This window comes from Enterococcus sp. AMC1251 (genome assembly GCF_058216535.1).
The window spans coordinates 107,690-123,747 of record NZ_CM177098.1; the positions used below are offsets into that span (position 1 = coordinate 107,690).

Here is a 16,058-nt window from a genome sequence, read left to right on the forward strand (position 1 = left end):
ACGTAGATGAAAAACAGAAATTATTTATATATAGGCTTTATTATATGTCTGGCTTTATTTCTACTTCCTAGTAATAAGGTAGAAGCCAAAGAATCATCCAATTTAGGTTATACAGTATCCGCTGTGTTGAATGGAAAGCAGATCGACCCAGAAAAAAGTTATTTTCATATTCAAACCACGCCTGGGGAAGAACAAATATTGAAAGTAAAAGTCAAAAGTACTCAAAAAGAGCCAATCAAATTAAAACTATATACAACAGATGCTTTTACTGGAGAAAATGGAACAATTGAATATACAGATGATAAGAAAAAGCTGGATTCAACACTGGTTCAACCAATTACTTCTATTGTAAAAGTAGAAACACCGAGTATAACTGTTGAAAATTATGAAGAAAAAGAGGCAAGCTTTATACTTACGCCACCAAAGGAAAGTTACAGTGGGGTAAAAATGGGGGCATTGAATTTTGAAATAGATGATTCAGAAAGTAAAGAAACTGTAGCTAGTAAATTTGCTTATAGAATTGGATTGATTACGTCAGAAAGTGGAGATGACTATAAAGATTCTAAAACGTTAAACTTGTTAGAGGCAAAATCAACCTTAAGACGCGGCAAAAAAATGATCCTAACAACGTTTCAAAATCCAGAACCTAAAATACTTGCTAATCTAGAGCTAAAAGCTGAAGTGAAAGAAAAAGGAAGTCAAACGGTTCTAAAGAAAAAAACAGTAGACAATTACATGTTGGCTCCGAATAGTAAGTTTGATTTTGAAATAGATTGGGGTACAGGCAACGTTAAAGCTGGAACATACACGATTACAGTAAATGGGAAGAATGATTACAATAATTGGAAATTTGAAAAAGAATTTACAGTAAGTAAATCCAATGCAAAAAAAATGAATGATGAAAGTAGCTTTAAAATTATCACACCGACATGGATAAAAGTTTGCGCTATTTTTTGTTTTATTTTAATGGGAATACTTATGGTTTTAATATTAATTAGAAGAAAAAATATGAATACGGAGTGGAAAAGAAGACGTAAAAAGAAAAAAAGAAAAAAGAAGAGAGAAGGAAAATAAAATGAAGAAACTTATTTTTTTGTTGTTTGTTCTCGTTGGTATGGGCAATACATTACACACAGTAAGAGTTGAGGCAGTCAGTCAGGAGGATAAATCAGAATTAACAATCAATTTTTTAAAAGATGAGAGTTCAGTATTAGCCCCGCCAGCGACGCAAAATTCTTTACCAAACACCAATACAGAAATATTAGGAGATACGATAAAACCTAAAGGGAAGTTACCTTCCACAGGTGATTTGATTACCTCAGTTATTTGGACGCTTACAGGAACTTTTGTCCTGATTATCTTGATTGGTCTAGTTAGTTTGAAAAAATATTATACTAAATTCCACATGAGAGCAGGTGAAATAAGTGATTGATTACGTATGGATGATTATATTAGGAGCGATCGCTACTCTGTCATTACTATTTTTTCTAATTACGTTATCTAGAGATTTCTTTTTAGTAAAAAAATTAAGAAAAAAAAAGCAAACACTTATTCTTAACTTTGGATTGCTGGGTATTACATTATCATGCCTAGGACTAATCACGTACCTCTTTATTATGCTAAGAGATCAAATAGAACTATTGCAATAACAAACAAAACTTAGAATAAACAACTTATAACAATAACTGTCGCCAACCTATATCTGAACTATAAAAGGATGGTAAATTATAATGAAAAAAGCAGTAATGATTACTTTATTCTCATCAGCAGCATTGATGATGTTTGCAACTTCAGCGGATGCAAAATCGTTTGAAGACAAAACAGACGTAGGTGTAAGTTTTAAATCGGAAGAAGCAACTGTTCCTGGGGAGAACACACCATTTAAAAATAACTTATCTCTTGTTTGGAAACCATCAAGCTTTCAGTTCGGTGAACAAAAAGCGATTGGAAATATCGCAACATTTAATAACGTTATTGAAGAAGACCAATATTTAATCGTAAATGATGATAGAGAAGTTGTATCAACACCATGGTCGTTAAAAGCGAACATGTCAAAACTGGTATCAACAGATGGTGAAAAAGAATTAGCCTCTAAATTAGTCTTCAACGTTGGCGCTGCACAATCTTATACAATTGGCACAGAAATTGGAAAAGACAATGATTTTATTCCTGCTAAACCAACTACAGCTCTAGGTGAATTAGATGCTGAAGCTGGTATCACACTTGGTGATGGTCAAACAAATGTTGTGACACTGGAAGCAGGAGCTGCAACAGGTCAAGCGATTTTAACAAAAGCAGAAGCTAATGATATCAAAGGCGGCGTTGCAACAAAAATCTCAAATACCAAGTTAGTTGTCACAGATTCTAAAGCAGATGAAGCTGCAGGAGAGTCATTTACAGGGTACATCACTTGGACGTTGGATGATTTACAACCATAATATCGAATAATTTAAAAATATACAAATAAAAAGAATAGAAAATTCGGGTTTAGGTTGGGCAGAGAGTTATTGTTATAAGTTGTTTATGGATGAGTATATGTAAAAGTACGAATGATTAATTCGTTGAAGGATTTTTTATAAGTAAAGAAATTGAATAGGGGATGTATGGGATGGTAAAAAAAAGAGCACGACTATTTTTTAAAGGAATAGCACTATTACTGATTTTAATTGTAATGAAGCCGCGTTTAGCATCCGCCGAACAATCGCTTTATGATAATTTATATGTTGCGTACCCAAAAAGTGGAGAAACATTCGCTGTAGATATTTCTAATGCAACAGATAGCGACAAAGACTATTTGATCGCCTATAGTCAGCATGGCCGAGGGAATCAGTTGTTAGGGTATCAATATAGACCAGAAAAAGCCGGTTATATTATCTATGCAGGAAAGGATCCACAGAAAGTTTTGGCAAGTGAGGCGAATAGTAACAAAATAAAAGGATATGTGCAAAAAGACCCCATCAATAGTTATACGAAATTTGAGGATAACTATATTTGGGATATAGAACAAGTAGAATCAGGGTATTTTAAGATTGTCAATAGAAAAAATGATATGTGCTATACAATTGACCAGCCGAAGAATAATAAATTTATTACTTTAGAGCCTTATGAAAATAAGGACTCTCAAAAATTTAAGTTAGACACAATGAATGGAATATACAAAATCCGAACAACAAGTACGGATAAATCAGTGAAAAATAAGATATGGGACATACAAGGCGGTACTGGAGCTGATAGAAACATCATTGTTTATTTTGATAATGATGGAAAAAATCAACTATGGTATATACAGTACAAACCTAATGATAACGCATATGTGATTTCAAACGCTACGAATAAAAATTTAATTCTTGATGTTTTAGTACCGCAAAATTCAGAAATGAGTAGTTTACGAACGGTATTGAATAACATATCTTATGATAAAAATTACGTTTTTAATAGATTGTTTTATTTTAAGAAGACTGGAGAAGTCGACGGGAATATGAAGGGGATTATATATTCTAATAAGAAACCTAAATTCCCTTTTGCAATAGAAGCTGACGAGGACGGAGAAGCAGGAAATAGAGTCATAGCTCTGGAAGAAGGTAGTTCTAGAAATGAGTGGATATTTGAAAAGATCGGGAACTTACCGATTCCTACACTCAAAAATGTTACTTTAAAAGGAAAAGACTCAGGAGAAGGTTCTGCTCATTACAAAGGGGAAACGCTGACGCTGACAGGCTCTTTTGAAGGTAATGGCTTTGAAAGCTTTGATTTATATTCTAAATTAAATGCTGAAGAGCCTAAATTACTGAAAGAGAAAATCGCTATAGATCAAAATGGTACGAAGGACTTTTCTGCAACAATAGATACGAGTAATCAGGAAGAAGGATCGTACTATCTTGAGTTTTTTGGTAGAGCTGATTCAGCATATAAAACTAATCCTGTTGTATTTAAATATGACATAGTAGAACGTGAGAGACCGACTGCCGATCCAGTCCCACAAACAATCACTCAAGGAACATCGTTAAGTTCCTTAAATCCGAGTGACTTCGTCAAAAATATGAAAGACGGCTATGGTGGGAAAGTCGAAGCAATTAGTATTGAAAACCTGAATACTGAAATTTTAGGTGAACAAACTGCGTCTGTAACGATAAGAAATGCATATAAAACAGCAAAGATAGAAGTGCCTGTAACGATAGTTGAAGCTGCGAAACAAAAACTAACGATTCATTTCCAAAAAGATGACAAAGACAAAACGGAAGTACATTCGGCAAAAACGATTGAAGTGAAGAAAAATACAACAGTGAACTTAATAGAAAATCCAGAAATCGCTACAATTATCCGTGCAGTTGAAAACGAAAAAGATGGAAAGAAAGATTATGCTTTAAGTAATCAAAAAGATCTGGAAAAACTGTCTACTGGAGATAAAGATACCAAAGATGTGTCCGTTATATTTGGTGGTTTTTTAAGAATAGCAAGTATTCCAACCGATTTCAACTTTCAAGATGGTATTGTAGGAAAAGATAGGATGCAGAAAATTCTACTCAATTCAGATGAAGATGTTGTTATGAGTGTCTATGACAGCCGCGGAAAGGGACATGGGGATTTTTCTATCAAAGCTAAATTAGAAAGTGATCTTTACAATATAAATAGCTCGGACATGGTTATTGGAGGAAGCTCTGTCAAACTTTATTCAGATAAAGAGATTAATTCAAGAGATTTTTCAACAATTATCGATGTCAAAGATAATACGGATATCACACAAATGAATTATGATTACACACTAGGAAAAGCTTCAAGTGAGAAACTTACAGATAAAATCATGTTATTGATTCCAAGAAAGTCTGTAAAAAAAGAGGGAACCTATGCAGGAATGATAGTATGGCAAATTGAAAATGGTCCATAATAACAACTATTGAATTCGTATAAAACGAAGAAACACTTAACTAGTAGGAGACGATATGAATAAAATTTTTAATAGGCTACTTTTTCACATTATTGCGTTTGTGTTACTACTTTTCTTGTTTAAACCTCTGGGTGTGTACAATGCAGAATTGTCTAATGCAACAGTGTCACCCCCTATAGAAGTCGAAGCAATCATTCCAGACAACCAAATCGACAAAACGAAAACCTATTTTGATTTGCTTTTAAAGCCAGGTGAGGAAGAAAATATAAGGATCAAATTATCAAATATTACGGATAGAGAGATAACTGTAGATGTACAAAATAATGACGCAGTAACAAACGATAACGGCCTAGTAGATTATAGTCAGAAGTCAAAAGAAAGAGACAGTACCCTGACGTATCCTTTTTCCGAAATAAGTAAAGCACCAGAACAAGTAACAATTCCTAAAAAGTCATCTGTTATAATAGATGTTCAAATTAAAATGCCTCCAAAAGAATATAAAGGAATAATTGCCGGGGGAATTTATATTTTTGAAAAAGATACACCAAAAGAGCAATATACTGCAGCTACTATTGGCAATAAATTTGTATATTCTTTAGGTGTGCAGGTGCGAAATGAAGAGGATTTAAAACAAGTAACTCCGACACTTTCACTAAACGAAGACAAAATAATTTCGTCCCGTATTGAAGGGATAAATGGATTGGAAATAAATATACAAAACACTTCGGCAGTTTTTATTAGGAATCTAGAAATAGAGGCAAAAGTATTGGATAATTCTGGACATTATTTATCCCATGTAAGCAAAAAAACAGAGCTTAAAATGGCACCAAACTCTAATTTTTATTTTCCTCTTACGTGGACGGAGGACGAAGGTCCAGAACTTGATGATGGTCAGTACGAAGTAGAAGTGACTGCACAATTTCCAGCTTCAAACAGAAAATGGCTATGGAAAGTACCTATTTCCATTACGAAGAATCAAACTGGAGAGAGTGATCTAGAAAAGGAAGTAGCACAGGTGAAACACTCTTCTTTCACTGTGTGTGTAAGTATTTTGTGTTGTGGCACCTTAATTATTGGTGTTGTGTTTATTTGGTTTAGAAAAAGAAAAATATAAGATTAGAAAAAAACGTAACTCTTTTTCAGCATAGTGAAAAGAGAGTTACGTTTTTTTCTATTTTCGATATTGTCCATCACCGTAAACAATATATTTCGTAGAAGTCAATTCCTCTAAGCCCATCGGTCCACGTGCATGTAATTTTTGCGTACTGATACCAATTTCTGCTCCAAAACCAAAAACAAAACCATCTGTAAAACGTGTAGAAGCATTAGCATAAACCGCTGCTGCGTCAACTTGTTGTAAAAATTGTTGCGTGGCAAAGTAATTATCACTGATAATACTTTCAGAATGTTTCGTATTATAGTAATTGATATGTTGAATGGCTTCTTCTAGAGAATCAACCACTTTAACAGCTAAAATATAGTCATTAAATTCCGTTTCCCAATCTTCTTCTGTTGCTGGGATCGATTGTTGAAAAATCGCACATGCTCGTTTATCAGCATGTAATTCTACATTGTATTCATACAATGCTTTTTCGATGACAGGAAGAAAGTCGGCTGCCACTTCTTGGTGGATCAATAGCGTTTCAGCAGAATTACAAACAGAAGGACGTTGGCATTTGGCGTTGACGATGATATTTTTCGCCATTTCTAATTGGGCATCTTTATCAATGTAGACATGGCAATTACCAGTTCCTGTTTCGATTACTGGAACAGTTGCAGTTGTTAGAACCGTTTTGATCAGATTAGCACCTCCGCGAGGGATCAAAACATCTAAATAATCATTTAATTTCATTAACTTTTGAGCCGTTTCCCGAGAAGTATCATCGACAAATTGAATTGCAAAAGGAGAAACACCGTTTTGTTCTAACGCTTGCTGTAAAACAGTGATTAAGATTTTATTTGAATGAAAAGCTTCTTTTCCGCCGCGTAAAATCACCGCATTTCCTGTTTTAAAGCAAAGGCTTGCGGCATCTGTTGTTACATTTGGACGGGATTCATAAATGATACCAATGACACCTAAAGGTACACGCTGTTTACCGATCATTAGTCCGTCTTCGTTCTTCCACATTTTATCGACTTCACCGATTGGATCAGGTAATGTTGCTACTTGTCGAATACCGTCAGCCATTTCTTTAATTCGTTCGTTTGTTAAACGCAAACGATCCAGCATCGTATCAGTAATCCCATTTTCCGTGGCTGTATTTAAATCTTTTTGATTTTCTAGTAAGATTTTAGTAGAATTTTTTTCTAGTTCATCCGCCATATGTAGTAACAAATCATTTTTTGTTTTTGTGTCCATCAACCCTAGTTGATAAGCTGTTTCTTTGGCTTGTTTGCCTAATTGTATTAAATCAGTCATGAAAAGTTCCCCCTTTTTTTAACTAAATAAATAACGTACCAATCATTTCACCATTTAAAATATCAAAAATAATCTTAGGTTGCTTCCCATTTGCTAAAATCATGGCACCATTGTGTTCTAATACACGTTCTGCTGCTTTTAATTTGCTGTACATACCACCAGTACCAAAACGACTGCCCTTTCCTCCTGCTAATTGTAAAAGCTCGTCGTTGATCTCATTGATTTCAGAGAAAAGAGTGGCGTTTTTATTGGTATTCGGATTATCAGAGAAAAAACCGTCGATATCAGATAACATGATCAATGCATCTGCTTGAATCAGTTGGGCTACGATCGCTGATAGTTGATCATTGTCGCCAAACTTTGTTAGATGATCTAATTCATCGATGGCTACAGTATCATTTTCGTTGATGACTGGAATAATTCCCATTTTCAGGAGTTGTTCTATTGTGTTTGTTACATTTTTACGACTTTCAGGATATTCGATCACGTCTCTTGTTAATAATAATTGAGCGATTTGCTGGCTGTAAGTCAAAAAGCGCTGATTGTATATGTTCATCAACTCCGCTTGACCTACTGCCGCTACGGCTTGTTGTTCTGGAATAGTCGGGGGTCTTTTGTCCATGCTTAGCTTATTTAAGCCAACACCGATTGCACCAGAGGAGACTAAGATGATCTCTTTGTCTTGGTTACGTAAATCGGATAAAGTAAAGGCTAACTGATCGATGGCACTTAAATTGATATTTCCGTTGGGATAAATCAAGGTACTTGTCCCAACTTTGATGACGATTCGTTTTGCTTCTTTTAATTGTTTTCGCATGGTTGACCTCGTTTCTTTCCAGGTGTTTATTTGTAAGAAAGCTTGGACAAAAATTTGGCTTTTGTCCAAGCTTAGATTTTATTCTTCTATTTTACAGCTTTATGTGTTATTTGTCTCTAAATCGTGTACAAATAATCCACTTAACAATTTAGGCTCAAACCAAGTTGATTTTGGCGGCATGATTTTACCTGCGTCTGCAACGTTCAATAAATCATCCATCGTCGTTGGGTAAATCGCAAAAGCCGCTGACCATTGTCCGCTATCCACTAGTTGCTCTAATTCTGTCATTCCACGAATGCCGCCGACAAAATCGATCCGTTTATCTGTCCGCACATCTTGAATATCGAAAATGGCTGCTAATACATGATTTTGCAGTAAAGAAACATCCAAACAGTCAACTGGATCGTCAGATAGAATTGCCTCTTTAGCAGTTAGTGCGTACCACTGACCAGCCAAATACATACCAAACGTTTTTGGTTGGGCAGGTTTTCCTGTGTCTGCTTTTGTGACCGTGAAACTTTTCTCCAGACGATCGAAGAAATCAGCTTCGATTGGAACATTCACAACACGATTATAATCTAAAATTTCTAATTCTTCTTTAGGAAAAATCACAGATAGAAAATAGTTGAATTCCGCCGTATCAGTTGCGTCTGGATCAGCTTCTTTTTTCTTTTGTCCAACTTTTACAGCTGATTCAGTACGGTGATGACCATCTGCAATATATAAAGCAGGTACATCTTTCGCAAATGTTGTGACAAGTTTTTCGATTACTTCTGGTTGGTCAACAAGCCAAACTCGATGAGTAACTTCATGAAAACTAGTGAAATTATAAACGGGAGGCTGTATTTTTTTCCAGTCATCTGTCAATGTTTGGATTTTTTTATTTTGACGGTAAGTCAGAAAAATGGGACTGGTATTAGCATCACAGGCTTCGATATGACGGATGCGATCAACTTCTTTTTCTGGACGAGTAAATTCGTGTTTTTTGATTTTTCCGTCTGTATAATCTTTAATCGAAGTACAAGTCACAAGTCCAGTTTGTGCTCGTCCATTCATTGTTAGCTCATATAGGTATAAGAGCGGTTGCTCGTCTTGAATCAGCCACTTTTTTTGTAAAAATATTTGTAAATTATTAGCTGCTTTTGTGTAAACTTGTTCATCATAAGATGAAAGAGTTTCAGGTAAATCAATTTCTGCTTTATCGATATGCAGGTAAGAATAAGGATTCTCTTCACCTAGCTTGCGTGCTTCTGCAGAGTTTAAAACATCATAAGGTAAGGTAGCAATTTTTTCGCTAAAGTCAGCATTGGGTCGAATACTTCTAAATGGATGAATAGTTACCATTAATAGCTCACCGCCTCCGTATTTTTGATGGTCCGTACACGAATGATATTTTCTGCTGCTTGAATTTTCTGAGCCGCAGCGTTGATTTTTTCCTCATCTGTTTCAGCAATATCAACGATTGTATACGCATAATCCTCACGACTACGATTAATCATCGTATCAATATTGATGTCTAAATTCGCAATACCTGTTGAGATTTGTCCGAGCATGTTTGGTACATTTCTATGCACGATCGTGAAACGAAATGGCGAATTGAAGGCCATTTCAACTGTTGGGAAATTGACGGAGCGTTTAATATTGCCAGTTTCTAGGAATTTTTTTAACGTGCGTGCAGCCATCTTAGCACAGTTTATCTCAGCTTCCTCTGTTGATGCCCCTAAGTGAGGGAGAACCAGAATTTTTTCGTTGTGTAATAGACGTTCGTCAGCAAAATCGGTGACAAAATTACTGATTTCTTCTTGCGCTAAGGCTTCAATTACGGCTTCTGTTTCAACGAGTTCACCACGAGCGAAGTTAAGTAAAACAGTATTATTTTTCATTTGTGCTAGTTGCTCTTTGCCAATCAAATGATGGGTATTTTCAGATAAAGGAACATGAACGGTAATAAAATCACAGGTTTTCAAGACTTCTTCCATGCTTTGCGCTCGTTTAACACGACGTGAAATACTCCAAGCCGTATCAACAGAAACAAATGGATCAAAACCTGTCACTTCCATGCCTAAACGGTAGGCGTCGTTTGCTACCATAGCGCCAATTGCACCAAGACCGATTACGCCAAGTTTTTTACCTTCTAATTCAGTGCCAGCGAATTGTTTTTTCTGCGCTTCGGCTTGTTCTTCGGTATCTGTACCTGTGAGTGCTTGAACCCAGTTTGCTCCTTTTAAGATCGGACGGACAGAAAGCAATAAGCATGCAATAACTAATTCTTTCACAGCGTTTGCATTGGCACCTGGGGTATTAAAAACAACAATTCCCTCTTCTGTACATTGTTTGATTGGAACATTGTTCGTCCCAGCGCCAGCACGAGCAACGGCTAAAACAGAAGCAGGAAAGTCATAATCGTGGAGTTTTTCACTACGTAAGATGATACCGGCGGGTGTCTCAGTTTTATTGATCGTAAAATTTTCTTCATTGAAACGAGCTAAACCAACGGGTGCAATCGCGTTGAATGTTTTAATATCGTACATCTAGATTGTTCCTCCATTTTCTGCTTCGAATTTTTTCATTAAATCAACTAATGCTGTAACGCCAGATTTTGGGAATGCATTGTACAAACTTGCACGCATACCGCCTACAGAACGGTGACCTTTTAAGTTCTCAAAGCTTGCAGCTAGTGCTTCTTGATTGAATTTTTTATCTAGTTCATCATTGCCAGTAATGAAAGGAATATTGTTGATTGAACGGTCTTTTGGGTTTACGGGTGAAGAAAATAGGGTAGATGAGTCAATCTCATCATATAAAATAGCCGCTTTTTCTTTATTTTGTTTTTCCATTTGACTAACGCCGCCTTGTTCTTTGACCCATTCAAAGACAAGTTTAGCCATATAAATGCTGTAAGTCGGCGGTGTATTGTACATTGAGCCATTTTTTGCATGGACATCGTAATCTAGCATCGCGCTAAGAACATTCGCTTGCCCAATCAAATCATCACGAACAATCACAACCGTAAGTCCTGCTGGTCCGATGTTTTTTTGTGCGCCTGCATAAATCAACCCAAAATCAGCAACATTATAATCGATCGATAGAATATTTGAAGACATATCAGCAACGATCGGTACGTCACCTGTGTCAGGTAAATCATAAATCGTTGTACCTTCTATCGTATTGTTCGTTGTAATGTGAACATACGCTGCATCTTGAGGAATATCTTCTTTACGGATTTCGGGAATATAAGTGAAATTCTTGTCTTCGCTTGAAGCAATCACTTGAACATCAACATTATCGATTTTTTTTGCTTCACTAATGGCTTTTTTCGCCCAAGAACCAGTGTTGACGTATAGGGCTTTTTTATTTTGTGCTAAATTTAAAGGAACCATCGTAAATTGCATGCTAGCGCCCCCTTGTAAAAAGAGCACTTTATAGTTATCAGGAACAGCCATCAATTCTCTGAGTAAGGTTTCGGCATTTTCAATGATCGATTCAAAAAGGGAGGAACGATGGCTCAACTCCATCACGGACATGCCGCTGTTCTCGTAATTTACCAATTCGGATTGTGCTTTTTCCAATACACTTTTAGGTAAAACGGCGGGACCAGCTGAAAAATTGTAAACAGTTTTCATACATTTATCTCTCCTTTGATATGATCATTCATTTACTACTATATAGTAAATGTGAAAACCATTATAACAGAAAGGTTAGATTAAAAAAAGATTAAAAGTAAGTTTCGTCATTTTTTTCAAGGGGTTTTTCATACTTAGCGAAAAAGCACACTATTTACTGAGATTATGTGAGAAGGTGCCAATAGTCGTTCAATCTAATTGCTCAAGAGTCTGCTTTTTTCGCACTGATTAGTAACGTCACTTGTTCTATTCTTTCTATATTCGAGAATTCAAATTTTTTGTGTACTAAAAATATTGTTCAATGATGAAAAATTGAATGTGTAAATACAAAAGGCTGGATTGCTATTCCTGACATATTTCTAGATTATTTGATTATTATGTGCTTGTTTTTCTTTTTTTTATAATATATTTATTAAATATGGATTAGACTTTAACTATATGGTTTTGTTATACTTATGAAGTAACTATTATATATTTAATAATTGGTTATTCTAAATTCAAAGGAGGAAAAAATGAAAAAGAAGAAAATGTTGTACATGGTTGGTAGCCTGTTATTAGGAAGTTTTTTCTGTTTTAGCGGAGAGGCACCTGTGCATGCAGCACCAGCCGATCCTACTATGGGAAAAATACCATTTGAACAACCAGATGGAAAAACCTTTGAAGGGGAGCTCAAAGGTGACGAGTATTTAAACTATGTTGTTGTAGATAAAACATCAGAGATTGTCGTCCAAGGAAAAGACAATTACTGGTATTATGCGCAGCAGGGAAGAGCTAGAACAGGAGTAAAAGCGAGTAGTAAAAAGTATCTGATTGATGAAAAACCAGCAGATACGTTATCAGAAAAAGAAGTTGCGACATTAAAAGTGCCAGTACCTAAGCAAAGCAGAAATGCTTCAACCGGTGATTATAAACTGAATCGAGATCAAAATTTATTGGTGATTTTAGTTGAATATAATAATCAAAAATTTAATACGTCTGCATATCCTTGGGGGATGAGAGAAGAAAGCAGCGTAGAACAATGGCAACAAAAAGTGTTTGGTGAGGGAAGTGAAGATAAGTCGGTAAAAAATTATTACAAAGAAGCAACACAAGATAGAATTAATCTGGTTCCTGCTCAAACGTCACAATTTAATTCAGCACCAGGAGTTATCAAAGTCTCGTTGGATGAAGATCACCCCAATAGTGATGGGACGCAACGGATGCCAGAATCTTCATATATGGAACGAGCGTTGCAAAAAGCAGAAGAATATATCAATCTCTCTGCTTATGACAACAATAAAGACGGAAAACTAGAGACAAATGAGTTACATGTAATGTTTATTGTTGCAGGGTTTGAAATGAGTAGGGGGAGTAAGCAAAATGGAATTTGGGCTCATAAAAAAGATGCGTACCTCGCTGCGAAGAATGATTTATATTTTGAGAATGGTTATTTTTCGGTTGGAGAAAAGATGGTGGCTTATACTCGTGATGATGATGGAGAAAAATTAAAAGATATCCCATCATCTATTGGCGTTATTGCCCATGAATTTGGGCATAATTTAGGGTTGCCTGATTTGTATGGACCCAAAACATCTACAGGGGGATATGGGCTGAGTTATCATAGTGTCATGGCTACTGGAAATTGGGGAGGAGTTATGGCTATCTTTCCTGAAAAACCAGAGGAGGATTGGGGCGCATTGCCTACACATTTCGATGCTTATTCAAAAATGAAATTAGGTTTACCTGTTGAAACGATTGAAAATGAGCAGGAAGTATTAGCTAAAGATATAAGTAGTAAAGAATTCAAAATTTACAAATTACCTGTATATAAAGAAGGTAAGAAAAGCGAAAAAGAATACTATTTAATTGAAAATAGACAGATGTTTGGTTTTGATGTAGGACGAAATCCATATAATCGTAGTACAGGGATCTCTATATATCATATTAATGAAAATTATTCAGATAATCTTCATATCTCAAATTATGGCGATCAGTTGGTTACGTTGAAAGAAGCGGATGAATCGATTCATGGATATCCTTTATTAAGTAGAAGTAGAGGTGATAGTTCGAAAAGCTACTTTAAAAAAGAAACTAATTTATCTGAATTTAATAGAGAAACACTTCCTACAAGTCAAACAAAGGATGGTGGCAGTCCCAATCTAGCCATATCTGTTGAGGAGAATAAGGATAATGCGATCAAAATTATTTTTAAAGATTCTCGATTAATACACGGTGTGTTCGGAACAGTTCCGTGGACATGGGATGCAAGTACGAGAATATTGACGTTTAAAGGCGGAACATTCGCAAATGGAGTTTGTATAAGCGAGATAGAAAAGCAATTAGATGGTGAGAAAATAGAAAAAATTGTGTTTACGGAGGCAATAAAACTAAGCCCTGATTCTAGTGGTTTATTTGAAAATTTAGGACAACTAAAAAGAATAGAAAACAGTGGAAAATTGGATACTTCAAAAGTGACTAATATGAGTGGTCTATTTGTTAATGATGAACAGCTAGAAGCAATGGACGTGAACGAATGGGATACGTCAAATGTAACGGATATGAGCTATATGTTTAGGCATACCAAAGCACTGAAAACCATATCAATTGATCAGTGGAATACTTCAAAAGTAACACGAATGCATTATATGTTTACTGACAACGGCAGTGACAGCTTAGATTTAAGCAATTGGGATACTACAAAGGTAAGAGAAATGCATTGTATGTTTTCAAATAATTTATCAAGTCTAACATTAGGGAAAAATTTCCGATTTAAAGGCGGAGATGATCTATCTTCTGGTAGTTGGATCAATAAAGAAGCAGATATCGTGTACAACAGTGTGGATGAATTTAGGACCTACGATGGCACATACCCAGGTGTTTATGAAAAAGGAAATTCAACAGTTCCGTGGACATGGGATGCAAGTACGAGAATATTGACGTTTAAAGGCGGAACATTCGCAAATGGAGTTCGTATAAGCGAGATAGAAAAGCAATTAGATGGTGAGAAAATAGAAAAAATTGTGTTTACGGAGGCAATAAAACTAAGCCCTGATTCTAGTGGTTTATTTGGAAATTTAGGACAACTAAAAAGAATAGAAAACAGTGGAAAATTGGATACTTCAAAAGTGACTAATATGAGTGGTCTATTTGTTAATGATGAACAGCTAGAAGCAATGGACGTGAACGAATGGGATACGTCAAATGTAACGGATATGAGCTATATGTTTAGGCATACCAAAGCACTGAAAACCATATCAATTGATCAGTGGAATACTTCAAAAGTAACACGAATGCATTATATGTTTACTGACAACGGCAGTGACAGCTTAGATTTAAGCAATTGGGATACTACAAAGGTAAGAGAAATGCATTGTATGTTTTCAAATAATTTATCAAGTCTAACATTAGGGAAAAATTTCCGATTTAAAGGCGGAGATGATCTATCTTCTGGTAGTTGGATCAATAAAGAAGCAGATATCGTGTACAACAGTGTGGATGAATTTAGGACCTACGATGGCACATACCCAGGTGTTTATGAAAAAGGAAATTCAACAGTTCCGTGGACATGGGATGCAAGTACGAGAATATTGACGTTTAAAGGCGGAACATTCGCAAATGGAGTTCGTATAAGCGAGATAGAAAAGCAATTAGATGGTGAGAAAATAGAAAAAATTGTGTTTACGGAGGCAATAAAACTAAGCCCTGATTCTAGTGGTTTATTTGGAAATTTAGGACAACTAAAAAGAATAGAAAACAGTGGAAAATTGGATACTTCAAAAGTGACTAATATGAGTGGTCTATTTGTTAATGATGAACAGCTAGAAGCAATGGACGTGAACGAATGGGATACGTCAAATGTAACGGATATGAGCTATATGTTTAGGCATACCAAAGCACTGAAAACCATATCAATTGATCAGTGGAATACTTCAAAAGTAACACGAATGCATTATATGTTTACTGACAACGGCAGTGACAGCTTAGATTTAAGCAATTGGGATACTACAAAGGTAAGAGAAATGCATTGTATGTTTTCAAATAATTTATCAAGTCTAACATTAGGGAAAAATTTCCGATTTAAAGGCGGAGATGATCTATCTTCTGGTAGTTGGGTCAATAAAGAAGCAGATATCGTGTACAACAGTGTGGATGAATTTAAGACCTACGATGGCACATACCCAGGAACATACGAAATTCAATAATTACTATAAACAAAAAGTCGTCTACTGCATAATTTATGTGATAGACGACTTTTCATCTTACAAACAATTCCCCTTTCCCTACGAACATGATAGACTAACATACATATCAAACTGTTTCAAAGGAGCCCGATCA

Annotated in this window: 11 protein-coding genes; 6 read left to right on the plus strand and 5 right to left on the minus strand. The window is 35.6% G+C overall.

The features are described from left to right. Positions 1 to 6 precede the first annotated feature (6 nt). From AC4BBR_RS00380 to AC4BBR_RS00400, 5 genes are all read left to right on the plus strand, one after another. Positions 7 to 1,074 (plus strand): WxLIP family cell surface protein, encoded by a 1,068-nt coding sequence (locus AC4BBR_RS00380; protein ID WP_490460637.1) that lies wholly within the window; start codon positions 7 to 9, stop codon positions 1,072 to 1,074. A 1-nt stretch (position 1,075) separates the two neighbouring features. Further along, positions 1,076 to 1,432 (plus strand): EF2685/EF0750 family sortase-dependent surface protein, encoded by a 357-nt coding sequence (locus AC4BBR_RS00385; protein ID WP_490460638.1) that lies wholly within the window; start codon positions 1,076 to 1,078, stop codon positions 1,430 to 1,432. 298 nt (positions 1,433 to 1,730) lie between these two features. After that, entirely contained in the window at positions 1,731 to 2,438 is a 708-nt protein-coding gene (locus AC4BBR_RS00390) for a WxL domain-containing protein (protein ID WP_490460639.1), read from the plus strand. A gap of 170 nt (positions 2,439 to 2,608) precedes the next feature. Next, positions 2,609 to 4,885, plus strand: a complete 2,277-nt coding sequence (locus AC4BBR_RS00395) for an RICIN domain-containing protein (RefSeq protein ID WP_490460640.1) — start codon at positions 2,609 to 2,611, stop codon at positions 4,883 to 4,885. 55 nt (positions 4,886 to 4,940) lie between these two features. Continuing rightward, positions 4,941 to 5,999 (plus strand): DUF916 domain-containing protein, encoded by a 1,059-nt coding sequence (locus AC4BBR_RS00400; protein WP_490460641.1) that lies wholly within the window; start codon positions 4,941 to 4,943, stop codon positions 5,997 to 5,999. Positions 6,000 to 6,056: 57 nt separating this feature from the next. On the opposite strand, the gene AC4BBR_RS00405 is transcribed toward AC4BBR_RS00400, so the two are convergent. From AC4BBR_RS00405 to serC, 5 genes are all read right to left on the minus strand, one after another. Continuing rightward, a complete protein-coding gene (locus AC4BBR_RS00405) occupies positions 6,057 to 7,304 on the minus strand; it encodes a glutamate-5-semialdehyde dehydrogenase (RefSeq protein WP_490460642.1) in 1,248 nt (415 codons plus the stop codon). Positions 7,305 to 7,326: 22 nt separating this feature from the next. Then, positions 7,327 to 8,121 (minus strand): glutamate 5-kinase, encoded by a 795-nt coding sequence (gene proB / locus AC4BBR_RS00410; protein WP_490460643.1) that lies wholly within the window; start codon positions 8,119 to 8,121, stop codon positions 7,327 to 7,329. 99 nt (positions 8,122 to 8,220) lie between these two features. After that, positions 8,221 to 9,465, minus strand: a complete 1,245-nt coding sequence (locus tag AC4BBR_RS00415) for a DUF1015 domain-containing protein (RefSeq protein WP_490460644.1) — start codon at positions 9,463 to 9,465, stop codon at positions 8,221 to 8,223. Further along, positions 9,465 to 10,652: a phosphoglycerate dehydrogenase gene (locus AC4BBR_RS00420; protein ID WP_490460645.1), complete on the minus strand. Its 1,188-nt coding sequence runs from the start codon at positions 10,650 to 10,652 to the stop codon at positions 9,465 to 9,467. The genes AC4BBR_RS00415 and AC4BBR_RS00420 overlap by 1 nt, the downstream gene beginning before the upstream one ends. Further along, a complete protein-coding gene (gene serC, locus AC4BBR_RS00425; RefSeq protein ID WP_490460646.1) occupies positions 10,653 to 11,744 on the minus strand; it encodes a 3-phosphoserine/phosphohydroxythreonine transaminase in 1,092 nt (363 codons plus the stop codon). A gap of 512 nt (positions 11,745 to 12,256) precedes the next feature. Between serC and AC4BBR_RS00430 the strand changes: the two genes are divergently transcribed. Next, a complete protein-coding gene (locus AC4BBR_RS00430) occupies positions 12,257 to 15,925 on the plus strand; it encodes a BspA family leucine-rich repeat surface protein (protein ID WP_490460647.1) in 3,669 nt (1,222 codons plus the stop codon). The last annotated feature ends 133 nt before the right edge of the window (positions 15,926 to 16,058 follow it).